Annotated in this window: 23 protein-coding genes and 1 tRNA gene; 4 read left to right on the top strand and 20 right to left on the bottom strand. The window is 74.0% G+C overall.

Going from position 1 to position 22,413, the window contains the following annotated elements:
- Positions 1–86: 86 nt before the first annotated feature.
- Genes QQX09_RS12620 through QQX09_RS12630 form a run of 3 tightly spaced genes read right to left on the bottom strand, consistent with a single transcriptional unit; the run spans position 87 to position 2,722 of the window.
- On the bottom strand, positions 87–1,103 hold the full coding sequence (locus QQX09_RS12620; RefSeq protein WP_301135312.1) for a glycerate kinase: 1,017 nt from the start codon (positions 1,101–1,103) through the stop codon (positions 87–89).
- A 2-nt stretch (positions 1,104–1,105) separates the two neighbouring features.
- Positions 1,106–1,762, bottom strand: coding sequence for an NADPH-dependent F420 reductase (locus tag QQX09_RS12625; RefSeq protein WP_301135314.1), 657 nt, complete (start codon positions 1,760–1,762; stop codon positions 1,106–1,108).
- Positions 1,763–1,786: 24 nt separating this feature from the next.
- Positions 1,787–2,722 carry a hypothetical protein gene (locus QQX09_RS12630; protein WP_301135316.1) on the bottom strand — a complete coding sequence of 312 codons (936 nt, stop codon included), beginning with the start codon at positions 2,720–2,722 and terminating at the stop codon, positions 1,787–1,789.
- Positions 2,723–2,915: 193 nt separating this feature from the next.
- Here QQX09_RS12630 and QQX09_RS12635 point away from each other — a divergent pair, with 193 nt between their 5' ends.
- The gene (locus QQX09_RS12635; protein WP_301135318.1) at positions 2,916–4,421 is read left to right on the top strand and encodes a DHA2 family efflux MFS transporter permease subunit; all 1,506 of its coding nucleotides are present in this window, start codon (positions 2,916–2,918) and stop codon (positions 4,419–4,421) included.
- 185 nt (positions 4,422–4,606) lie between these two features.
- Here the strand turns inward: QQX09_RS12635 and QQX09_RS12640 are convergent, their stop codons facing one another.
- The 5 genes from QQX09_RS12640 to QQX09_RS12660 all read right to left on the bottom strand — a co-directional run bounded on the left by QQX09_RS12640 (position 4,607) and on the right by QQX09_RS12660 (position 9,507).
- Positions 4,607–5,095, bottom strand: coding sequence for an NUDIX hydrolase (locus tag QQX09_RS12640; protein WP_301135320.1), 489 nt, complete (start codon positions 5,093–5,095; stop codon positions 4,607–4,609).
- Between the two features lie 68 nt (positions 5,096–5,163).
- Complete coding sequence (locus tag QQX09_RS12645; RefSeq protein ID WP_301135322.1) at positions 5,164–5,652, bottom strand: NUDIX hydrolase; 489 nt, start codon at positions 5,650–5,652, stop codon at positions 5,164–5,166.
- 107 nt (positions 5,653–5,759) lie between these two features.
- Entirely contained in the window at positions 5,760–6,524 is a 765-nt protein-coding gene (locus QQX09_RS12650; protein ID WP_436969072.1) for an SGNH/GDSL hydrolase family protein, read from the bottom strand.
- A gap of 100 nt (positions 6,525–6,624) precedes the next feature.
- On the bottom strand, positions 6,625–8,349 hold the full coding sequence (locus QQX09_RS12655; RefSeq protein WP_301135326.1) for an FAD-binding protein: 1,725 nt from the start codon (positions 8,347–8,349) through the stop codon (positions 6,625–6,627).
- 174 nt (positions 8,350–8,523) lie between these two features.
- Complete coding sequence (locus QQX09_RS12660) at positions 8,524–9,507, bottom strand: zinc-dependent alcohol dehydrogenase family protein (protein WP_301135328.1); 984 nt, start codon at positions 9,505–9,507, stop codon at positions 8,524–8,526.
- A gap of 200 nt (positions 9,508–9,707) precedes the next feature.
- Here QQX09_RS12660 and QQX09_RS12665 point away from each other — a divergent pair, with 200 nt between their 5' ends.
- From QQX09_RS12665 to QQX09_RS12675, 3 genes are all read left to right on the top strand, one after another.
- On the top strand, positions 9,708–12,080 hold the full coding sequence (locus tag QQX09_RS12665; RefSeq protein WP_301135330.1) for a LamG-like jellyroll fold domain-containing protein: 2,373 nt from the start codon (positions 9,708–9,710) through the stop codon (positions 12,078–12,080).
- Positions 12,081–12,261: 181 nt separating this feature from the next.
- The gene (locus QQX09_RS12670; protein ID WP_301135332.1) at positions 12,262–13,725 is read left to right on the top strand and encodes a glycoside hydrolase family 43 protein; all 1,464 of its coding nucleotides are present in this window, start codon (positions 12,262–12,264) and stop codon (positions 13,723–13,725) included.
- 10 nt (positions 13,726–13,735) lie between these two features.
- Positions 13,736–14,584, top strand: a complete 849-nt coding sequence (locus QQX09_RS12675; RefSeq protein ID WP_301135334.1) for an HAD hydrolase family protein — start codon at positions 13,736–13,738, stop codon at positions 14,582–14,584.
- Between the two features lie 2 nt (positions 14,585–14,586).
- Here QQX09_RS12675 and QQX09_RS12680 read toward each other — a convergent pair whose 3' ends face one another.
- The 12 genes from QQX09_RS12680 to QQX09_RS12735 all read right to left on the bottom strand — a co-directional run bounded on the left by QQX09_RS12680 (position 14,587) and on the right by QQX09_RS12735 (position 22,403).
- Positions 14,587–15,453, bottom strand: a complete 867-nt coding sequence (locus QQX09_RS12680; RefSeq protein ID WP_301135338.1) for an alpha/beta fold hydrolase — start codon at positions 15,451–15,453, stop codon at positions 14,587–14,589.
- A gap of 14 nt (positions 15,454–15,467) precedes the next feature.
- The gene (locus QQX09_RS12685; RefSeq protein ID WP_301135341.1) at positions 15,468–16,106 is read right to left on the bottom strand and encodes a TetR/AcrR family transcriptional regulator; all 639 of its coding nucleotides are present in this window, start codon (positions 16,104–16,106) and stop codon (positions 15,468–15,470) included.
- Between the two features lie 99 nt (positions 16,107–16,205).
- Complete coding sequence (locus QQX09_RS12690) at positions 16,206–16,562, bottom strand: GntR family transcriptional regulator (RefSeq protein WP_301135344.1); 357 nt, start codon at positions 16,560–16,562, stop codon at positions 16,206–16,208.
- Positions 16,546–17,544 (bottom strand): DUF1648 domain-containing protein, encoded by a 999-nt coding sequence (locus QQX09_RS12695; RefSeq protein ID WP_301135347.1) that lies wholly within the window; start codon positions 17,542–17,544, stop codon positions 16,546–16,548. Before QQX09_RS12695 ends, QQX09_RS12690 begins: the two co-directional genes overlap by 17 nt.
- Before the next feature lie 166 nt (positions 17,545–17,710).
- Complete coding sequence (locus QQX09_RS12700) at positions 17,711–18,142, bottom strand: DUF1801 domain-containing protein (RefSeq protein ID WP_301135349.1); 432 nt, start codon at positions 18,140–18,142, stop codon at positions 17,711–17,713.
- A gap of 112 nt (positions 18,143–18,254) precedes the next feature.
- Positions 18,255–18,327: transfer RNA gene (locus QQX09_RS12705), tRNA-Ala, on the bottom strand.
- A gap of 66 nt (positions 18,328–18,393) precedes the next feature.
- The gene (locus tag QQX09_RS12710; protein WP_301135351.1) at positions 18,394–19,023 is read right to left on the bottom strand and encodes a histidine phosphatase family protein; all 630 of its coding nucleotides are present in this window, start codon (positions 19,021–19,023) and stop codon (positions 18,394–18,396) included.
- Positions 19,020–19,640: a histidine phosphatase family protein gene (locus QQX09_RS12715; protein WP_301135353.1), complete on the bottom strand. Its 621-nt coding sequence runs from the start codon at positions 19,638–19,640 to the stop codon at positions 19,020–19,022. Before QQX09_RS12715 ends, QQX09_RS12710 begins: the two co-directional genes overlap by 4 nt.
- On the bottom strand, positions 19,637–19,999 hold the full coding sequence (gene rsfS, locus QQX09_RS12720; protein WP_301135356.1) for a ribosome silencing factor: 363 nt from the start codon (positions 19,997–19,999) through the stop codon (positions 19,637–19,639). The genes QQX09_RS12715 and rsfS overlap by 4 nt, the downstream gene beginning before the upstream one ends.
- The gene (locus tag QQX09_RS12725) at positions 19,999–21,666 is read right to left on the bottom strand and encodes a hypothetical protein (protein WP_301135359.1); all 1,668 of its coding nucleotides are present in this window, start codon (positions 21,664–21,666) and stop codon (positions 19,999–20,001) included. The genes rsfS and QQX09_RS12725 overlap by 1 nt, the downstream gene beginning before the upstream one ends.
- Positions 21,659–22,234: a nicotinate-nucleotide adenylyltransferase gene (nadD, locus tag QQX09_RS12730; protein ID WP_301135361.1), complete on the bottom strand. Its 576-nt coding sequence runs from the start codon at positions 22,232–22,234 to the stop codon at positions 21,659–21,661. The genes QQX09_RS12725 and nadD overlap by 8 nt, the downstream gene beginning before the upstream one ends.
- 22 nt (positions 22,235–22,256) lie before the next feature.
- The gene (locus QQX09_RS12735; protein ID WP_301135363.1) at positions 22,257–22,403 is read right to left on the bottom strand and encodes a hypothetical protein; all 147 of its coding nucleotides are present in this window, start codon (positions 22,401–22,403) and stop codon (positions 22,257–22,259) included.
- Positions 22,404–22,413 lie beyond the last annotated feature (10 nt).

A 22,413-nucleotide genomic window follows, 5' to 3' on the forward strand; every position in this document is an offset into this window, starting at 1 on the left:
GGCCGGGGGGGTCCCCTGGGGGGGGGGGGGGGGGGGGCGGCGCGCGCGGCGCGCGCCGCGCGGGGCCTCCGTGGAATTTACATCGTTTACCGAGGCGGCACAAAAGCGGAGGGACCACGGTCCTCCCACGCATGCGCCGCGGCACGCCCGGCCGCCTCGAGCCACCGGTCCGGCTCCCGCATCGCGGCCTCCCGCGAGCCCGCGAGCGCCGTCAGCGACGCGGACCACACCCCGGGGTCGACCGCCACCTCGCCGGCCACGACCGCCACCCGTGGGAAGGCCGCGAGCGCATGCCCGGTCACCTTGCCCAGCGAGGACTGCGAGTCGAAGCGCCCCTCCCCCGTGACCACCAGGTCCGCGTCCCGCCCCGCCTCCTCGAGGCCCGTCAGGCGCGCCATCTCCGGCGCGCCCTCGACGAGCGCGGCGCCCCACGCGAGCAGCGCATAGCCCACGCCTCCGGCGGCGCCGGCGCCCGGCACCGTCGGGTCGGCCCCCAGCCGCGCGGCGACCGCCTCGAGGCGCTCCTCGAGCACGGCCACGTCGAGAGCGGACGCGCCCTTCTGGGGCGCGAAGACGGCGGCCGCGCCCGCCGGTCCGAGCAGGGGCGCGCGCACGTCGCACAGCACCGTGGCGCCGCCCGGGGGCGGCCGCCGGTCGCCGAGCGCCTCGAGCACGGGCAGCCCTCCGTCGGTCGACGCCGATCCCCCGAGGGCGACGACGAGCCGCGTCGCACCCGCGTCGAGCGCGTGCGCCATCACCTCGCCGAGCCCGCGCGAGGTCGCGCGCAGGGCGTCGAGCTCCGGCATCAGGTGCATCCCCGCGACCACGGCGAGCTCGCACAGCGCCGTGCCGTCCCCGAGGTCCAACCATGCGCCCACCACGGGAGCGCCCGCGGGACCCGTGACGAGGCCGCGGCTGCGCAGCTCCGCCTCGGGCCGCGCGTGTCGCACCCCGGCGAGCGTCCCCTCGCCGCCGTCGGCCTGCGGGATCTCGACCACCGCATCGTCCGGCCGCACGGACCTCCAGCCGCGCGCGATCGCGGCGGCCGCACGCTCGGCGGGCCACGTCCCCTTCAACGTGTCCGGCGCGACGACGACGCGCATCGTCACGCCTTGCCGCGCGCCCGGGCGACCACCCGCCCGCGCTGCGAGCGCGGGAAGCGGTCGAGCATCGCGCGGATCTCCGCGGCGGTCGCGTCGGAGCCGAAGATCTCGGTCGGCGGCTCGAACATCACGCCCGCCGCGAGCGGGCCCGCGTCCACCGGGTCGAAGCCGAGCGCGTCGACGAGCGCCGCCACGGCCGCCCTGGCACCCGCATCGTCCGCCGCGACCGCGATGCCGCGGCGGTCCGGGTCGCCCGCGGGCCGCCCGAGGTTCTCGAGCTCCCACACGCTCGCATGGTTGAGCGCCTTGACGACGCGCGCGCCGTCGAGGAAGGCGGCCACGGTCTCGGACGTCGAGGTGGTGGGGTCCTCGAGGTCGGGACGGGCGCCGTCGATCTCCCACCAGTGGTTCATCACGTCGACGACGATCCGGTCGCGCAGCAGGTCCGCCGGCAACGACCGGTAGCGGCCGAGCGGGATCGCGAGGATCACCACATCGGCGGCGCACGCAGCCGCCGGGTCATCGCCGGACGATGCGACGGTCACCTCGATCCCCGCGTCGCGGCACAGCCGCGCGATCGCCGCGCCGAACCGGCCGGCGCCCAGGATGCCGACGGCGCGGTGCGCCGAGGGTGCCACCTCGTCGCGCGCATCGTCCACGCGCACGAGGCTACCGATCCCGGGTCAGGGACGCTCGACCTGGATCACCGCGTAGATGCCGTCCTGCGGCACGAGCGCGAGGGCGTCCTCGCACGGGACGCCGGCCGCCGCGAGGAGCTCCGCGACACCCGCCATGTCCAGGGTCGGCCCCGTGGGCCATCCCAGCGCCGCGCAGCCCGCGCACGGCGGACGGTCGTCGAGCATCACGGAGAACACGAGCGTCCCACCCGGGCGTACCAGGGCATACGCATCCGCGAGCGCGGAAGGCGCCTCGTCCGGCGAGACCGTGGACAGCAGCGCCAGAGCCTCGACGAGGTGCTGCGTGCCCGCCTCGACGACCGCCGCGGGCGAGGCAGGCTGGTCCTCGACGCTCACGAACCGGTGCGCGCCGGGGTCGATCCCGTGCGCGAGCGCCACCCGACGGCTCGCGTCGAGCGCATCCGTGCAGGTGTCGACGAAGGTCGCGGACACGTCCGCCCCGACGCCCCGCGCCCCGGCCATCGCGGCCACGAGCGGGAACGCCGGACCGCACGACAGGCTGGCCCAGCGCAGCGTGCCTGCCACGTCGACGGCCGAGCGCTGCGCGATCCACTGCAGCACGCGGCCGCGGACCCGCAGGGCGCGGGCGTCGGTCGCGGCCGTGAGGTAGCGGCGCGCATGCGCGTCGAGCTCCGGTCCGGTGAACATGTCGTCGCCGTCGGGCCGCGACAGCCGCGGCTCGGACGGCAGGTAGACGTTGGGCAGCGCCCCGGGCGTCCCCAGGCGCGCGACCCACTGCGCGAACGCGCCCGGTGAGACCGGCGAAGGATGCTCGTCAGGCCCCAGCGGCATCGCGTCGTCGGACTCGTCCGACACGTCCAGCCGCACCATCCTCAGCCCCGACGGATCCAGCGCGGCCCCTACTGCTCGCACGTCGCGCGCGATGAAGCGACGAGCGGCCCCCTCAGCCGTGTGCACCATCAGAACCTCCGCATCCTCCGCCGGTCGACGGTCCCCCCAGGACACTTTCCGGCGGGGTGCACCGCCGGCTCAGCATGACGATGTTAGGCACGCCGGGCGAGATCAGGCAATGACTGAGTTATCCACGGTAGTGAGGGCACCCTCACAAGTGGGGGCTCACGCGATGTCCGAGCCCCGCGTCACAATGGAGACCATGTCCGACGACCTGGCGACCACCCCGACCCCCTCCGCCGCGCCCGCGGAGGCCGCTACGAACCCGGCGGACGACGCGGCCACCGTGCGCCGCAACTCGGTGGTGATCTGGGTCCTCATCGTCTCGGCGTTCGTCGTGATCCTCAACGAGACCATCATGGGTGTCGCGCTGCCGCACCTCATGACCGACCTCGGGATCACGGCGGTCGCGGCGCAGTGGCTCACCACGGCGTTCCTGCTGACCATGTCGATCGTCATCCCGGTGACGGGCTTCCTGCTGCAGCGCTACCGCACCCGGCCCGTCTTCCTCAGCGCGATGGCGCTGTTCACCGCGGGCACCCTGATCGCGGCGCTGGCCCCCGGATTCGAGGTGCTGCTGCTCGCGCGCGTGGTGCAGGCCGGCGGCACCGCGATCATGCTGCCGCTGCTCATGACCACGGTGATGCAGCTCGAGCCGCCCGCGACCCGCGGGCGTCGCATGGGCTCGATCTCGGTGGTGATCGCGGTCGCGCCCGCGATCGGCCCGACCATCTCGGGGCTGATCCTCTCCGCCTTCTCGTGGCGGTTCATGTTCGTGTTCGTGCTGCCCATCGCGGCGGCGGTGCTCGTGCTCGGCTGGCGCCTCATGCGGGACGTCAGCGAGACGCGCGAGGCACCCATCGACGGCCTCTCGGTCGTGCTGTCGGCGCTCGGCTTCGGCGGGATCGTGCTGGGGCTGAGCCAGATCGGCGAGGCGCGCGGCGACGGGCTGCCGCTGTCGACGGTGCTCGCCGTCGCGGTCGGCGCGGTCGCGCTCGCGCTGTTCGTGTGGCGCCAGCTGGTGCTGCAGCGCATCGACGACGCCCTGCTCGACCTGCGCACGTTCCGCGCGCGCACGTTCTCGGTGTCGATCGCGATGTTCGTCGTCATGATGATGTCGCTGTTCGGCATGATCATCCTGCTGCCCATCTTCATGCAGGAGGTGCTCGGCCTGTCCGTGCTGCAGAGCGGCCTGCTGCTCCTGCCCGGCGGCCTGCTCATGGGCCTGTGCGCGCGCCCCGTGGGCCGGGCGGTCGACCGCTTCGGGCCGCGGCCGCTGCTCATCCCGGGCTCGGCGATCGTCGCGGCGACGCTGTGGACCCTGTCCGCGATCCTGGACCCGGGCACGCCGTGGTGGGCGCTGCTCGCGTGCCACGTGGCGATGAGCGCGGGCCTCGCGCTGATGTTCACGCCGCTGTTCGCCGCGAGCCTCGGCGCCCTCCCGCGACACCTGTACTCGCACGGCTCGGCCACGGTGTCGACGGTCCAGCAGGTCGCGGCCGCAGCCGGCACGGCGCTGTTCGTGTCGACCATGGCCGCTGTCGCCGCGGGCGAGGTCGCGACCGGCGCCGCGGAGGCCGAGGCCATCGCCGCCGGCATCCGCGCGGCGTACCTCATCTCCGCCTCGCTCGCCACGACCCTCGTGATCGGAGCGTTCTTCATCGAGCGGCCCATCGACTCGCCCGAGCCGGGGCACGCCGCGCACTGAGCGGCGCGGAGCGGGCGGGCACCCTCGGGTCCCGCCGTCCACCAGCTCCCCGCAGGAGTCGCGGATCCCCCGGAACCGTCCGCCAGCTCCCCGCAGGAGTCGCGGATCCCCCGGAACCGTCCACCGGCTCCCCGGAAAGGGCGCGAGCGGATGAAGGGCAAGCGTGCGGAGCCCACCGCCGACGCTCAGACCTCGAAGCGCGTGACCTCGCCCGCCTCCAGCACCGCCGCCACCCGTGCGGTCATCTCGGCGCTGAGCCGCGGCAGGTCGTCCTCGTCGAACCAGCGGACCTCGAGGTTCTCGCCGTCGGCCGGGAACGGCTCCCCGCTGATCCAGCGGAACCGGAAGGTGAGGTCGAGGAACTGCACGTGATCGCCGTTGGGATAGACGGCGGGATCCTGCACATGCACCCACGCGAGGGTCTCGGGCTCCGCCTCGACTCCCGCCTCCTCACGGAGCTCGCGCGCGGCGGCGACCGCGGGCTGCTCGCCGGGATCGATGATGCCGCCGATCGTCGCCCACGTCAGGAAGTCCGCACGATGCGCAAGCAGCACCTCGCGCACGCCCGGCCGCGAGGACGAGGGCCGCACCACCACCGCGGTCGCGCTCATGAGCCACAGCGGAGCATGACCGACCTTCGCCCGCAGCGCGTGGATGAAGTCGGGCGTCGCCATGCGGTCACGCTACCCGGCGCGCCGGGCCTGGACCAGGGGCCCGACCAGGGCCGATGCCCGACGGCCCGTCAGAACGACCAGCGGCACACGTCGCCGGGCGCGAGGCCCGCGGCGACGCGGTTGGCCATCTCCTCCGACATCTCCGGCAGGTCGTCCTCCTCGTACCAGGCGGCCTCGAGGTTCTCGCCGTCAGCGGGGAACGGCTCCCCGCTGACGTAGCGGAAGCGGAACGTGAGGTCGAGGTACTGCGACCGGTCGCCGTTCTCGTAGCGCATCTCGGGCAGCGAGTGCACCCACACGAGCGCCTCGGGCTCGGCGACCACATCGGCCTCCTCGAGGCACTCGCGCGCGCCCGCCACGGCCGGCTCCTCCCCGGGATCGACGATGCCCGTCACCGGCGTCCATGCGCCGTTGTCCGCGCGCCGCACCAGCAGCACCTGCCGCGAGCCGGGCCGCGCGGGCGAGGGCCGCAGCACCACGGCGGTCACGCCGGGCAGCCACAGGAGGTCGGTGCCGATCTTGGACCGCAGGTCGAGGATGAACTCGGGGGTCGCCATGGCGTCACGCTACCGTGCGCCAGCGATGGTCCGGCCGCCGCGCGGCGCCCGCCGCGACCCGCACACCGGGCGGTGGAACGACGGCCCGCACACGGGGATCGCCCCTCTCAGGCAGAGGGTCCCTCGACGGTCGTCCAGCCCGGATGCTTGGGCAGCCGGCCGTCGCCCGACGAGCGCCCCGTGAGCCGGCGGCCGATCCACGGCAGCACGTAGCGCCCCACGTAGGCGGCCTCCGCGAGGACCCCCGGACGGCCCGCGTCGCCCTCGGGCGCGACGGGCAGGTCGGTCTCGACGTCCAGCGCGGCGAGCACCCGCGCGGCGACGCGCGAGTGGCCCAGCGGGTTGAGGTGGATGCGGTCGGTGTCCCAGTAGGCGGCGCGGCGCATCTCGGGGTCGCGGTAGTTGTCGACGAACGTCACGTGGTCGTGCTCGGCCTCGAGGCGGTCGACGATCGCCATGAGCTCGTCCGCGCGCTCCGAGAAGGAGCGCCCGCGCGGGAGCCGCTCGGTCGGGTCGGGACCCGAGAGGATGACGAGCCGCACCCCCGCATCGGCGGTCCGGTCGACGACCCGTCGGGTGAGCGCCTCGACGCGCGCGCCGTCCCAGCCGGGCCGCATCATGTCGTTGCCCGAGCCGTTGAACGTCAGCACGTCCGGCCGCGGGTCGAGCGCGAGCGCGGCGTCGAGCTGCTCGGTGGCGATCGGCTCGATGAGGCGGCCGCGGATCGCGAAGTTCGCGTACTCGACGGAGCCGTGCGCGGCCGCGAGGCCGAGCGCGACGAGGTCGGCCCACCCGCGCATCGTCCCGTCGGGCTGCGGGTCCCCGACCCCCTCCGTGAAGCTGTCGCCGATCGCTGCGTATCTCACGACCATCGACCCTAGACCCTTCCCGCCGGGTGTCCGCGCCCGCCCGAGGCACGGACCCGCGGCGAGGGGTGGGGCGGCGACGCCTCGCGCCACCCCACCCCGCCGCTCACGCGCCGGAACCGTGCTCCGCGGGCTCGCCCACCGCCCGGTCCACGGCGCCCTCGACTGCCAGCTCGGCGGCGCGGGCCGCGGCATGGCGCCCGGCCAGGTAGCCGAAGACGAGCGCCGGGCCGAGCGTCGAGCCTGCTCCCGGGTACGTGCGCCCCACCACCGAGGCCGAGCAGTTGCCGGCGGCGTAGAGGCCCGCGATCACGGCACCCTCGGTGTCGAGCACGCGGGCGTGCTCGTCCGTCAGCAGCCCGCCCTTGGTGCCGAGGTCGCCGAGCACGATCTTCACCGCCACGAACGGACCCTTCGCGATCTCGCCGAGGTTCGGGTTCGGGCCGTGCGTCGGGTCGCCGTAGTACTGGTCGTACGCGTCCTTGCCGCGCCCGAAGTCCTCGTCGACCCCGGAGCGCGCGAACGCGTTGAAGCGCTGGATGGTGCGCTTGAAGGTCGGCTTGTCGACGCCCATCTTCTCGGCGAGCTCCTCGAGCGTGTCCGCCTTGACCGCGACGCCCTCCTCGTAGAGGTGCTTGGTGCCCATGAGGAACGGGTTGTTGAGGTAGCGACGCCGGTGGCGCACGTCGAGGACCATCCAGCTGTGGTTGGTGCGCTCGAGGCCGCGCTCGATCATGGCGTGGCCGAAGTCGACGTAGCTGGTCGACTCGTCGACGTAGCGGCTGCCCTCCTGGTCGACGACCATCGAGAACGGCATCGAGCGCTCGGAGACGATGAAGATCGGCCCGGACTTGCTGCTCGGCGCGACGGAGGGACCCCACCACGCGTCGTCCATCAGCGCGACGTCCGCTCCGTGACGCATCGCGACCTCGATCGCGCCGCCCGTGTTCGCGGGGTTGCCGGACGACTGCTCCTGGTCGAGCCCCTGGTACTCCGCGCGCCATGCGGCGTTGTGGTCGAAGCCGCCGGCGCCGAGGTGCACGCCGACGCGGGTGCGGATGCGGCGCTCGCCGCCCGGCCCACCGACGACCGCCCCGAGGCACACGCCGTCCTCGATCACGAGGTCGACCACGGGCGACTCGAGGCGCACCTCCGTGTGCTGCTCGAACTTCGCGATGTACATGAGGCGCGCCGCGAGGGACATGCCCAGCCCGGTGAGCCGCTTCCCGGTCGCCAGGCCGCCGAGCGCCCGGAACACCAGCGTGGCGCCCCCCACGAAACCGCTCGGCGTCGACCATGCGCGCGCGAGCAGGTACGTGTCGCCCGCGAACAGCGGCAGCCCCGGCGGCAGCGTCTCCCTGGCGTGGCCGTACCAGTCGCCCAGGTCCTTGACGTCGAACGGTGCAGGCTCGACCGTGCGCCCGCCCGCGATGCCGCCGGGCAGGTCCGGGTAGTAGTCCGGGTACTTCTTGGCGGTCTTCCACACCAGGCCGTGGCCCTCGAGCCAGGTGTGGACGGTCGGCGCCGTCCGCACGAAGGCGTGGCGGCGCTCGAGGGACGATGCGGGCCCCACCTCCTCGGGTGTGCCGACGCATGCGTCCAGGTAGGTGAGCACCTTCTCCTCGGAGTCCTCGACCCCGATCTCCTTCATGCCCGGGTGGCCGGGCAGCCAGCACCCGCCGCCGCTCATCGCCGTCGAGCCGCCCCACTCGGGCGAGCCCTCGACCACCAGCACCTCGAGCCCGTCGTCGGCCGCCGCGATCGCCGCGGACATCGCCGCCGCACCCGTCCCGGCGACCAGGAGGTCGACCTCCTCGTCCCACTCCGCCATCGTTCTCCCCTTCGAGTCGGAACCGGACAGCGTTGTCCGGTAGCGAGGTCGACATTACCGGACAACGCTGTCCGGATGAAGGGTGCGACGGCCGCGCGGGGCGCGCGCCGCAGCGATGCGAGGCGGGCTCGCGGAGACCCCGGGTCGAGCCGGTCGGGTGGGGACGCCCGCGCCTCAGCCCATGCGAATCACGAGCGAGCCGCCGGCGCGGCCGGCACGCAGGTCCATCAGCGCATCGTCCACCCCGTCGAAGCCGTACGTGGTGACGGCGGGCGCGAGACGCAGGTTGCGCGCGAGGGCGAGGAACTCGGCGCCATCGGCCCTGGTGTTGGCGGTGACGGAGCGCAGGTCGCGCTCGAAGAAGAGCGACCTGTCGTAATCGATCCCGGGGATCGGCGACATGTGGATCCCCGCGCTCACCACGGTGCCGCCGCGCACCGTCGCATCGAGGGCCTGCGTGAGGATCGCCCCCACCGGCGCGAACACGATGGCGGAGTCGAGCGGCTCGGGCGGGGCGGCATCCTCTCCGCCGACGAAGTCGACCTCGAGCTCGCGAGCGAGCGCCTGATTGCGCTCGCCGCGCGTGATCGCGACCACGGTCGCGCCTGCCGCCTTGGCGAGCTGCGCGGTGATCGACGCGCTCGAGCCGAAGCCGTAGATCCCGAGCACCCCGCCCGGCGGGAGGTTGGCGCGGCGCAGCGCACGGTACCCGATGATGCCGGCGCACAGCAGCGGCGCGAGGCCGAGCGCCTCCTCGTCGCGCGGCAGCGGGTACGCGTACGCCTCGGGCACCGTGAGGAGCTCCGCATAGCCGCCGTCGTGGTCCCAGCCGGTGAACGTCGCCTCGGGGCAGAGGTTCTCGCGGCCGGACCGGCACCAGCGGCACGTCCCGCAGGTCCGGTGGAGCCACGCGACGCCGACCCGGTCGCCCTCGTCGATCGACCGCACCGCCTCGCCCGCGCCGACGACCGTCCCCACCACCTGGTGGCCGGGGATCACGGCGGGACGATGCACGGGCAGGTCGCCGTCGATGACGTGCAGGTCGGTGCGGCACACACCGCACGCCTCGACGCGCACGAGCAGCTCGTCGGCGGCGGGCACCGGGTCGGGCACGGACTCGCGTCGCAGCGCGCCGTCGCGGACCTTCCAGGCGTCCATCGGCACCTCCCCCACCAGTGAAGCACCGCGCCGAGGACGCCGCCCGGGCACCCGGAGGCACCCGCACGCACCAGGCGGGACGCTCCCCGGCGTCGCGCCCGCCACGGATTGCGCGCCCATCTACATCGTTGTACAGTCGCGTCGGCGAGGTCACCGACGTCCTCGCAGCAGTCTCTGTCCAACGATGAACAGGAGATGATGTGGCCCTCAGCCGCAGCACACGCCTCACCTTCGGGGCGATAGCCGCCACCGCCGCCCTCACCGGCGCGGCCGCCGCGACACCCGCGTGGGGCGACCAGCCCGCCACGCCGCCCGTACCGACCTTCGACGAGGTCACCGTCCACGACCCGTCGATCGTGACGTCGGGCGACGAGGTCTGGATCTTCGGATCGCACGGCGCGTCGGCGTACACGACCGACCTCATGCACTGGACCCAGAACTCGATCGACCTGAGCCAGGACGCGGACAACCCGCTGTTCGAGGACATCTACGCGGAGCTCGAGGAGACCTTCGCGTGGGCGCAGACCAGCACCCTGTGGGCCTCCGACGTGATCCAGCTCGCGGACGGCCGCTACTACCTGTACTACAACGCCTGCAAGGGCGACTCCCCGCGGTCGGCGCTCGGCGTCGCGGTCGCCGACGACGTCGACGGCCCGTACGAGGACCTCGGGATCCTGCTCAAGTCCGGCATGTGGGACGAGGAGTCCGAGAACCCCGGCGAGATCTACGACGCCACCGTGCATCCCAACGCCGTCGACCCCGACGCGTTCTTCGACGCCGAGGGCGACCTGTGGATGGTCTACGGCTCGTACTCCGGCGGCATCTTCATCCTGCAGATGGACCCCGAGACCGGCCTCCCGCTGCCCGACCAGGGCTACGGCACGCACCTCGTCGGCGGCAACCACGCCCGCATCGAGGCGCCGACCATCCGCTACGACGAGGAGACCGGCTACTACTACCTCTTCCTGTCGTACGGCGGCCTCGGCGCCGACGGCGGCTACGAGGTCCGCGTCGCCCGCTCCGAGAAACCCGACGGGCCGTACCTCGACGCCAACGGGCACGACATGTCGACGGTCGCGGGCGCGCCCGGCACCATCTTCGACGACGACTCGATCGAGCCCTACGGCGTCAAGATCATGGACGGCTACCTGTTCACGCGCGAGGTCGGCGACCCCGGCACCGGCGAGGGCACCGGGTACGTCTCCCCCGGCCACACCTCCTGGTACGACGACCCCGCCACGGGCGACTCGTACATGGTGCTGCACTCCCGCTTCCCCGGCACCGGCGAGATGCACAACGTCCGCGTCAACAGGATGTACATGAACGCCGATGGCTGGCCCGTCGTGTCGCCCTTCCGCTACGCGGGCGAGACCGACCGCAAGATCAAGCGCGACGAGGTCGTGGGCACCTGGCAGGTGGTCGACCTCGGCACCGAGGTCAGCGCCGCGCCGGATCTGCCGGTCGACGTCACGCTCACCACCAACGGCAAGCTCACGGGTGGCCTCACCGGCACGTGGAAGCTCACCGGGCACGACCAGGCCGAGCTCATCACGCCCGATGCCACGTACACGGGCGTGTTCGCGCCCGTGTGGGACGACCAGCGCGAGACCTGGACGGTGGGCCTCACGGTCCAGTCCTCGGAGGGCGTCTCGCTGTGGGGCCGGCAGGTCGACGTGCTGAGCGGCCAAGCCGCGGTGGACGCCGTCGTCGCCGACCTCACGCTCGGCGACACGTCCGCCGTGGTCGCGGACCTCGACCTGCCCACCACCGGGACCGGCGAGACCACCATCGCGTGGACCTCGTCCGACCCGGCGCACGTGTCCGCCACCGGCGACGCCACCCGGCCCGGCGTCGGGGAGGACGATGCGACGGTGACCCTGACCGCGACGATCGCCAACGGCGCTGCGGTCCAGGCCGTCCCGTTCTCGGTGGTCGTCAAGGCGCGACCCGAGCCCAGCCTCGTGGGCGCATGGTCCTTCGAGGGCACGCTCGCCGACGATGAGGCCGCCCTCGGCACGCCGTGGGTCACGGGCGACCGGGCCGACAACACCGGCGGCAGCGTCTCGTACGCGCCCGACGGCGTCGACGGCGCCGCGCTCCACCTCGACGGCACCTCCGGCGTGCGCCTCCCCGACGGGCTCGTCCAGGGCGACACGTACTCGGTGTCGATGTGGCTCCGTCCCGAGAAGCTGACCGGGTTCACCACCGCCTTCTTCGCCGCGAGCGCGTCGAACAGGTGGCTCAGCGTGGTCCCGCAGGGCTGGAACGGCGAGACGATGCTGTGGTCCAACGACGGCGCCGGCTGGTACGACGGCATCACGGGGCAGCTCGTCCCGGTCGGCGCGTGGACGCACGTGGCGTTCACGGTCGACGCCGGCGAGGTGGCGCTGTACGTCGACGGCACGGATGTGGGCGCGAACCCGGCGTTCACCGATGTCCTCACCAGCCCGTCCGCCACCTTCGCGCTCGGCGTGAACTACTGGGACACCCCGTTCCAGGGCGACATCGACGAGCTCGCGGTGTGGACGTCGGCACTCTCCCCGGAGGACGTCGCCGCGCTCGCCGCCGGCTGACCCCTCCCTTCCCAGGAGCGGGGGCGCCCTACCTTCCCGGGGCGCCCCCGCTTCGCCGTGTCCGGGGACGATGCGCGGGCCGGGGGCGGGTTTGGAGCGCGTGTTTACAACGTTGTACAGTTGCGACCACGTCGGCGCCCCGCGCCGCCCGCTCTGTCCAACGACGCACAGGAGTACCCGCATGAACCGCACCCGTGCCGCCGCCGCGGCGGCCACCCTCGCGACCGCCACCCTCGCGCTCAGCGCGTGCAGCGCATCGTCCGGCGGCCTGCCCGACCTGCCCGCCCCGACCTTCGACGAGGTCACCGTCCACGACCCCTCGGTGGTGACGGCGGGCGACGACGTCTGGGTCTTCGGCTCGCATGCCGCGTCCGCGCACACGACCGACCTCATGAGCTGGACGCAGAACAGCATGAGCGTCGGCGACGCGGACGCCGCGGGGCTCTTCGACGACATCCGCGCCGAGCTCGCGGAGACCTTCGCGTGGGCCCAGTCGGACACCCTGTGGGCGGCCGACGTGGTGGAGCTGCCCGACGGCCGCTACGCGATGTACTACAACGCCTGCGAGGGCAGCTCCGCGCGCTCCGCGCTGGGCCTCGCGATCGCGGACTCGGTCGAGGGCCCGTACGTGAACCAGCAGATCCTCCTCCGGTCCGGGATGTGGGACGAGGAGTCCGAGAACGCCGGCGAGGTCTACGACGCGACGGTCCACCCCAACACCGTCGACCCGGACGCCTTCTACGACGAGGACGGCGACCTGTGGATGGTCTACGGCTCGTACTCGGGCGGCATCTTCATCCTCGAGATGGACGAGGAGACGGGTCTCCCCGTCGAGGGTCAGGGCTACGGCGAGCACCTGGTCGGGGGCAACCACTCGCGCATCGAGGCGCCGTCCATCCGCTACGACGAGGAGACCGGCTACTACTACCTGTTCCTGTCGTTCGGCGGGCTGGACGCCTCCGGCGGCTACGAGGTGCGCGTCGCGCGCTCGGAGAGCCCCGACGGGCCGTACGTGGACGCCGAGGGCAACGCCATGGCGGACGTGGCCGGCGCGCCCGGCACCGTCTTCGACGACGCGTCGATCGAGCCGTACGGCGTCAAGCTCGTGGGCGGCTTCGAGTGGGCGGACGGCCCCGGCATGGGCGGCGATCAGGGCTACGTCTCCCCCGGCCACAACAGCTGGTACGACGACCCCGAGACGGGCGAGTCCTTCCTGGTCTTCCACTCGCGCTTCGCGAGCACCGGCGAGATCCACGAGGTGCGCGTGCACCAGATGTACATGAACGCCGAAGGCTGGCCGGTCCTCGCGCCCGCCCGCTACGCCGGGGAGGGCCTCGCCGCGGTCTCGGCCGACGACGCGGCCGGCACGTACCAGGTGGTGCTGTTCGACAAGGTGATCTCGCCGTTCGTGCCGACCTCGGTCGCGGCGACGCTCGAGGCCGACGGCACCGTCTCCGGCGGCCTCGAGGGCACGTGGGAGCTGGGGGACGATGCGGCGGTCACCGTGACCACCGCCGCCGCCACCTTCTCCGGCGTGGTCGCGCCGGTGTGGAACCCGACCGCGGCCGCGTGGACCTGGGGCCTCACGGTGGTGTCCGAGGGCGGCGTCCCGCTCTGGGGACGGCAGGACGGGGCCGGCGCCTAGGCTGGTCGGCGTGACGGACCCCGCCCCCGCATCGTCCCGCCGCGCGATCTTCCTCGACGTCGACGGCACCTACGCCCACCACGGCCGCGTGCCGGAGGCGCACGCGGAGGCCGTGCGCGCCGCCCGCCGCGCCGGACACCTCGTGCTGCTGTGCACCGGGCGCCCGGTGTCGCTGCTCCCCGAGCACATCACCGCGGCCGGCTTCGACGGCTTCATCGCGGGCGCGGGCGCGTACGCGATCCTCGGCGACGAGGTGCTGCTCGACACCCGCTTCCCCGCCGCCCTCGCCGCCCGTGCCATCGAGGCGCTCGACGCGCACGGCGCGCTGTACTTCCTCGAGGCGCCGGACGCGACCCACGCGCGCCCCGCGACGATCGAGGCGATGTCCGCCTTCCTGCCGCGCCGGAGCGTCCACTCCGACGCCGAGGAGCGCGGGCGTCGCGACGTGACGTCCGCGCTGCGTCCGAGCGAGGAGCTCGCGGGGGTCGAGTTCGGCAAGATCACGAGCGTCCACGCCGAGGTGCCGCTGCCGGAGATCGCCGCGCTCGTCGGTCCCGACGTCGCGGTGATCCCGAGCTCGATCCCCGACCTCGGGCCGGGCGCCGGCGAGATGTTCCTCGCGGACGTGCACAAGGCCGTCGGCATCGCCGCGGTGGTCGAGCGGCTGGGGCTCGAGCGCGCGCAGGTGGTGGCGTTCGGCGACGGCCCGAACGACCTCGAGATGCTCGAGTATGCGGGTGTCGCGGTCGCGATCGAGGGCTCGGACCCGGAGCTGCTGGACCTCGCCGACCACGTGGCCGGACCGCCCGACCGGGAGGGCCTCGCCGCGGCGTTCGCGGAGCTCGGCCTGCTGGGCTGAGCTCAGCCCTCGGCGTGCCGGGCCTCCCGGATCCAGCGCGCGACGTCCTCGGGCGCGTCGCACATGGGGAAGTGGTTGCCGCGCGGGACCACCTCCTGACGCGCGCGCGGGAAGCGGTCGCGCCAGCGGCGCTGGAAGCCGAAGTAGTCGTTGCGTGCGCCGAAGACCGTGGTGAGCGGACGGTCCGCGAGCGCGTCGAGCGCGCGGTCGGCGGCGGCTGGCACGTCGGTCCGAAGGCCGTCACGGAAGTAGTCGTGGGTCGCGCGGGACGCGTCGGCATCCATGAGCCGCAAGAACGCGGCGCGCGTGGCCGGATCCCATCGCCGGCCGGCGCCGAGCCCGGTCGCGGTGGCGCGCGGCAGCCACCTGGACGCGCCGTCGAGCGCGCGCATCGGCGCGGATCCCATCGCGGCGAGGCCGATGCGGAGCAGGGCCGAGTCCGGCGCCCAGCCGAACGTGTTGACCGCGACGAGGGCGTCCACGCGATCGACCCGCTCCCCCGCCGCCGCGAGGGCGGCCGGCCCGCCGAGGTCGTGGAACACGAGCGTGAGATCGTTCAGGCCGAGCCCGTCGATCACGTCGCCGACGGCGCGCGCCGCGCCCGCGAGCCCGGGCGGCCCGCCCGACGAGGCCCCGGTGAGGCCGTTGCCGGGGGCGTCGAGCGTCACGCAGCGGTGGTCCGTCGACAGCAGCGCGATGACGTCGCGCCACACCAGGCTGGTCATGCCGGCATGGACGAGCAGCACGGTCGGGCCCTGGCCGACGTCGGTGACCGCGATCCGTCCGGTCGGGGTGGCGAGGGAGGCGACGGGCCACGGCCAGGCGCCCCCGCGCAGGTGCTCGGGTCGGATGTCTGTGGTCGGGGACATGGTGCCCTCCGTGATTACGGCCGACGTGCGTGGGGCGTCGCGGCGGGCGCGCCGACGCCGCCCGCCGCGAAGGAGACGAGCCGGCGCACCTGCTCGTCGAGGGTGTCCGCGCCGAGGAGCGCGGGCCCGTCGAGGTCCGGCGCCTCGGCGAAGAGGCCCTGCACCACGGCGACGACGAGCCCGAGGCGCAGGCGCAGCTCCGCCGGGGGCACCTCGGGAAGGCACCCCGCCAACCGCGCGAGGAAGGCCTCCGCGACCGGATGGAACTGCGCCGCCATCAGCGCGGCGACCTCGGGCGTGGGGCGGGCGTAGGCCTCGCCGAGGAAGCGCGTGAGCGAGGCGCGCCCGTCGCGGCGCAGGCGGTCGATGAGCTCGAGGTCGGGTCGCAGGAAGGCCTCGAGCACCGCCGCCGGGCCGGCCGCCTCGTCGAGGCCGTCGAGCAGCGCGAGCCGTCGCGCGTTGAGCGGCGCGACGTGACGGTCGAGCATCGCCCGCATGAGGCCGTCGCGCCCACCGAAGTGGTAGTGGATCGCCGCGACGTTGACGCCCGCCTCGCGCGTGATGGATCGCAGCGACAGCGCGTCGGTGCCCCCGCTCGCGGCAAGGCGTTCGGTCGCGTCGAGGATGCTCTCGCGAGTGCTGGACGATGTCATGACGCCACCGTATCAAACACCGTTTGAAACATCGATGGGATTGCGTGTGAACGCGTGCTTACCAGGAAGGTCCCGCCCGCAGCGCGGGCGCGCGACCTCTCAGGACTCCTCGGCGGCCGCCCTCACGAGCGCCGCGAGGGCCTCCGGGCCGAGCCCGAGCGCGCGGCCCCGGGAGGCGAGCGCCTCGGCCTCCGATCGCAGCTCGGCAAGCGCATCGGCGCGCGACGAGACCACGGCGCCGCGCCCGCGGCGCATCTCGAGCAGCCCCTCGTCGCGCAGCAGCTGGTAGGCCTTGAGCACGGTGTGGAGGTTGACGTCGAGCGCCTCGGCGACCTCGCGCGCGGACGGCAGCCGCTCCCCCGCGCCGAGGCGGCCGACCGCGACCTCGCGCCGCACCGAGGCTGCGATCTGGTCGTAGAGCGGCGCGGCCGAGTCGGGGTCAATCCTGAGCAGCATGGGCGTCCTCCGCGACGGCGGCGAGCACGGCGGCGGCCGTGGTCGGGTCGTCCACGGTCACGACGAAGCGGCGTCCGCCGCGACGGGTGACCTCGAGCGCGGGACCCGAGCGCATGATGACGCCCGTCGCCCCGGGGACCGAGCGGATCCCGTAGCCGCCGTACTGCGCCAGGCCGGAGACCTCGGTGGGGGCGGCGACCTCGACGTCCGCGGCGGGCACGCGCATGCGCACGATGCGCGCGGCGGACCGCACGGTGAGGCCCGTGGGATCGATCCGCACGTGGAAGACGGTGAACGATGCGGCGAGGAACGCGAGCAGCACGGCGAGCCCCGTGACGATCCACGCCACGGCCTCGTCCCCGACGAGCCAGTTGGCGACGGCCGCGACGACCGCGACCAGGACCCCCGCCACGATCGCGGCGAGCGCCGGCGGGCTCAGCTCGGCCCTCCCCACCCACACCGTGCGCTCGCCGGGCTCGCGCGACAGCGGGCGTGCGGCCACCGCCTCGCGGCGGCGCTCCTCGTGGCGGGGCTGGACGAGCCAGCCGAGCGCGCCGACGACCAGCGCCGAGCCGAGCCCCCACCACATCGTCGGCAGGACGGACGGCGCCTGCGCGGCGTCGTCGAGGCCGCGCTGGATCAGCAGCGAGCCGACCATGAGGACGGCCATGAGGGTCGCGAGGCCGGCCGCCACCGCCGGCATGAAGCGGAGCACGAAGCCGCGCTCGCCGCGCCGGATCGAGCGCAGGCCCGAGGCGCCGAGGACGATCGGGAGCACGCCGCCGACGACCACCGTCATGACCGGCACGAGCGCCGGGGACGCGAAGCCGTCGGGCGAGCTGCCGCTCCAGTGGGTCGCGACCGGGTCCGGGACGTCCCCGATCACCGCGAGCTCGAGCCCCACCGCCACGGCGCACAGCACCGCCGGCGTCACCACGCCCACGGCCGTCGCGCGGCCCAGGGCGCCATCGTTCGTCGTCATCGCCACTCCTCGGCAGTTGTTATAGATGAACTATAACACTAGGCGCGCCCCGTTCCCCCGACAGTGCGCACGGATCTCGCCCCGACACGCCGTGGAACTCGGCCGATGCGCGGCCTCGGCGCGGCGTGTCGCCGCGGATTCCGTGCGGAGTGTCGAAGGGCGGCGCTCAGGACACCGCGAGCGCCTCGCGCGCCATCTCCGTCACGACCGCGAGGTCGAGGTCCTCGAGCCGCCGGAACGTGACCGCCGCCGCGCCGGTCCTCACCTTGCCGAGCCGATCGGCGTACCGGTGCGCGAGGTACGCGCCGTCCGCGACCGCGTTGACGTAGAGGCTCACATGGCCCTTCTGCTCCGCGAGCCCGATGAGGAACCACTCGACGTCCTCGCCGCGCGGGCGCGGCTGCGAGATGTCGCCGTAGCCCACGATCGCCTGCTCGGTACCGCCCCAGAAGACGCCGCGCCACAGGGTGCGGGACACCCCCGGCATGCCGGCGCGCAGCGCCGCGTCGACCGCGACCAGCAGCTCCGCGCGCGGGCTCGCGGCGAGGAACGCGTCGACGTCGTCGTCGGTCCGCCGCATCGAGTCGGGGCCGGCCATGGCACACCTCCTGTACCGCCGCATCGTCCCACGCGACGGCTCCCGCCGCCCGGGAAACACGAAAGGCCGCTCCGAAGAGCGGCCTTTCGCCAAGTGCTGTCTCAACACTTCGTGGAGCTGAGGGGACTCGAACCCCTGACCCCCTGCATGCCATGCAGGTGCGCTACCAGCTGCGCCACAGCCCCGTCATCCTTGCGGATTCCGTGCTCCTGAGAGCGAGATAGATACTAGCCCAGATTCTTGGCGAAGTGTTAATCGGCGTCGGCCGACTCGTCTACCAGCGACGACGCGATGGATAGGCCGTAGCGGGCGACGGACCAGCGGTCCCCCGTGGACTCGAGCACGTTCCAGTGGGCGTGCGGAAGCTTCCCGAGGACGGTCGAGTGGACGTCGAGCCCGAGCAGCGCGAGCGAGCCGAGCATGATCGCGGAGCCGTGGCTCACGGCCACGACGAGGCGCGCCCCCTCGCAGGCCTCGGCGAGCCCCTCGGCGACGCGGGCGGCGACGTCGGTCGCCTTGCCCCAGCCCTCGATGCGCGGGTCGAGGCCCTGGTGGCGCCGGTCGTACTCGCGGGGCCAACGCTCGCGCACCTCGTCGAGCGTGAGGCCCTCCCACTCGCCGTACGAGCGCTGCGTGAGGCGCGCATCGGGGCGGGCGGGCACCCCGGTGAGGGCGGACAGCTCCGCGGCGGTGTCGGCGGCGCGCAGCAGCGGCGAGCAGACGATGCGGTCCGGCGTGCCGTAGGTGCCGTGGAGCACCCCGGCGGCCTCGCGGGCCTGGAGCCGCCCCTCCTCTCCCAGCGGCACGTCGAGCGAGCCCTGGAGGCGGCCCTCGGCGTTGTAGCCGGTGCGCCCGTGGCGCATGAGGACGAGGACGGTCACGACGCCACCTCGACGGCCGGCGCGCCCACGTTGTGGCTCTCGAGCGACCAGCCGCCCGCGGCGGACGGGACGAGGCGCGACCACGCGGCGTTGTGGAGGCTGCCGAGCGTGCGCCCCTCGAGCGGGAGGCCGAGCATCGCGAGCAGCAGCATGCGGCCCGACGAGCCGTGCGCGACGAGCACGAGGTCGCCGGGCGTCCGCGCGACCCACTCCTCCACGGCGGCGGTCGTGCGGGCGGCGACCTCGGCGTGGGTCTCGTAGCCGTCGAAGTCGGGCTCGTAGCCGGCCTTCCAGGCGGCGTGGTCGTCGGGGAAGCGGGTGGCGCGCTCATGCGCGTCCAAGCCCTCCCACGGGCCGTAGCGGCGCTCCCCCAGGCGCGCGTCCTGATGCATCGACGCGGGCCGGTCGCCCACGATGATGCGCGCCGTCTCGACGGCGCGGCCGAGCAGCGAGGAGACCACGACGGGCTCGCCCTCGAGGGCCGGCCACAGGGACGATGCGGCGGCCCGGGCCTGCGCGCGCCCCGTGTCGTTCAGCGGGATGTCGGTCGAGCCCTGGAGCCGCCCCTCGCGGTTCCAGTCCGTCTGTCCGTGCCGGACGAGGAAGACGCGCGTCACTCGCCGAGCTGCAGGTCGATGACCGGGCAGTCCTTCCACAGACGCTCGAGCTCGTAGTAGCCGCGCTCCTCGTCGTGCATGACATGGACGATCACGTCGTTGAAGTCCAGCAGCGCCCAGCGGCCCTCGCGGATCCCCTCGCGGCGGATGGCCTTGGCGCCGTGCTGGTGGAGCTCGTCCTCGACGGCCTCGGCGATCGCGGCGACCTGGCGCTCGTTGGACGCGGACGCGATGACGAAGGCGTCGGACAGCGGCAGGTGCGCCGAGACGTCGAGCGCGAGGATGTCCTCCGCCTTCTTCGCATCGGCCGCGTGCGCGGCGGCCCGGACCAGCTCGAGGGCCCGCTCGGTGGCGCTCATCAGGCGTTCCCCGTGAGGTGCCACACGAGCACGCCGAGCAGGAACGCGACGGCACCGATCACCGCGAGGTGCGCCCACGCGAAGTGGTGCGCGCCCTCCTCGGGGGCCTCGGGCTGCGGGCGGCGCGGGTACTCGTCGCCGGGAGCGCCGGGCAGGTCCGTGCCGGACGGCTCGTCCCCGACCTCGCCCGCGGGGGCCGTGCCCGCGGAGGACGACGTCGACGCGTAGCCGTGCATGATCTTGGTGAAGTCCGGGATCGGGATGTCCTCGGACGGGGCGTAGTCGGCGACCTCGCGCGTCTGGGCCTGCGCGAGCGGGTGGGCGTCCCACCGCGTGGGCGCCGACGCGCTCGCCTGCGCGACGTGACGCATGCCCGCCGGCACGATCGCGGAGCCGCCCGACGGCGTCGCCGACGTGGCGGTCTCGGTCGCGGCCTCCGCCTCGACGGGCGCGGGGGCCTCGGTCACGGCGGTGCCCCGCTGCGGGAGGCCCTGGGCGGCCGCCTCCGCGGCCAGGGCGGGCGCGTAGGTGTCCTCGAGGTCGTCGGCGGCGTCCTCATCGGGGGCGCTGGCCGACTCGGCCTGCGCGTAGACCTCGGCGGGGTCGAGCACCTCGGTCTCGACGTCCTCCTCCATCACGCCGGGCTCGGCGCCCTGCGGCTCCACCTCGGGGGAGGACACGGCCTCGGGCTCCGCCTCCGGGGCGGCGTCCTCCGCCGGCACGTCCTCGGGCGCCTCCGCAGGCTCCGGCGCCGGCGCGCGCCGGGCCTGCTGCGCGCGGGTGATGCCGGCCATCGCCTCGGCGGTCAGCCGGCGGATCTCCGCGGCCGGGTCGTCGGCGTCGGGCTGGGGCGCGGGCGTCTCGGGGGTGCCGCCGGGAGGCGTCACGGTCTCGCCGCGGGCCACCCGCTCCTCGAGGCGACGCGCCTGCAGCGAGCCCGGCGGGAACAGGTGACGGTACTCCTCGGGGATCGTGTCGATCGCACCCGTGGGCGTGGGCTCCTCGGCGACGGGCTCGGGCTCGGCCTCCGCGACCGGCTCGTCCCCGGCCTGCGGCTCGAACGCCTCGGGCTCCGGCTCGGCGGGCTGCTCCGGCTCCGGCTCCGGCGCGACGGCCTCGACCATCGGCTGGGTCTCCTCCTGAGGGATCACCTCAGGCTCCCAGGCGTCCTCGGGCGCGGGCTGGGCCTCGGCGGCCGGCTTCGGCTCGGGCTCGGGCTCCGTCATGACGGGCTCGTCGACAACGTCCTCGGGCTCGACGGGCGCCTCCGCAGCAGCCTCGGCCTCCGGCTCCGGCTCTGCCTCCGGCTCGGGCGCCTCCACGGCTGCCGCCTCGGGCTCGGCCTCGGGCACAGCCTCGGCCTCCGGCTCCGCCGCACGTTCCGCACGACGGCGGGCCACCATCTCCTGCGCCTCGAGGAGGTCCGGCGTCATCGCGGGCAGCTGGCCCGTGGCGATGAGCTCCTCCTCCTGGGTCCACGTCTCGACGCCGCGCTCGCCGCGCTCGAGCGCGCGGCGCTCCTTGCGGGTGAGCGGCGTGCCGTCGGGATGCGTCGGCGGACCCGGGACGGCTGCGGTGATCGGCGTGGTGGGCTCCTCGGGGGCGGCCTTCCTGAGCTCGGCCTCTCGACGCTCTCTGCGCGACAAAGGCCTGCCCTGGTCAGTCATCAAGTCCTCCGTAGTAGAGCCCGTTCATGGCGATGTAGTCGGCCACGGATCGGGGTACAAGGTAGCGGATCGGCAACCCGGCCCTCACCCGGCGACGCACATCGGTCGACGATATCGCCAGCGAAGGGGTCTCCACCAGGATATGTGGCCATTCCGACTCCTCCAACGAATGACCGGGCCGTGTCACTCCCACGAAGTTCGCCAGACCCGGCAGCCGGTCGGCGTCCCGCCACTCGTCGAGCCGTGCCAGCGCATCGGCCCCGGTGATGAAGAACAGCTCGGCGTCGGGCCGCTGCTCCCGCAGATCGACGAGGGTGTCGACCGTGTAGGTGACGCCGCCGCGCTCGATGTCGACGGGCGACACCGCGAAGCGCTCGTCCTCCGCGGCCGCGAGCTCGCACATCGCGAGCCGATGCGCGGGCGACGCGGCGTCGATCCCCTGCTTGAACGGCTGCGAGTATGCGGGCGTCAGCAGGATCTGGTCGAGCCCCAGGCGCGCGCACACCTCCGAGGCCGCCGCGAGGTGGCCGTGGTGGATCGGATCGAACGTGCCGCCGAGCACGCCCACTCGCGCGAGGGGCGACCCCACGTCAGTGGCGCGTGCCGACGCTCCGGAACGCGTACGTCACGAACAGCAGCGCCATCAGGCCCGTGAAGGCCAGCAGCCCGATCGCGGGCGCGCTGATGGGGAGCTCGTTGACGACGTGCGACGTGGTCTCGACGGCCTCGGTGATCATGGGGGGACTC

It is taken from the genome of Demequina litoralis (assembly GCF_030418455.1).
Lineage (GTDB): Bacteria > Actinomycetota > Actinomycetes > Actinomycetales > Demequinaceae > Demequina > Demequina litoralis.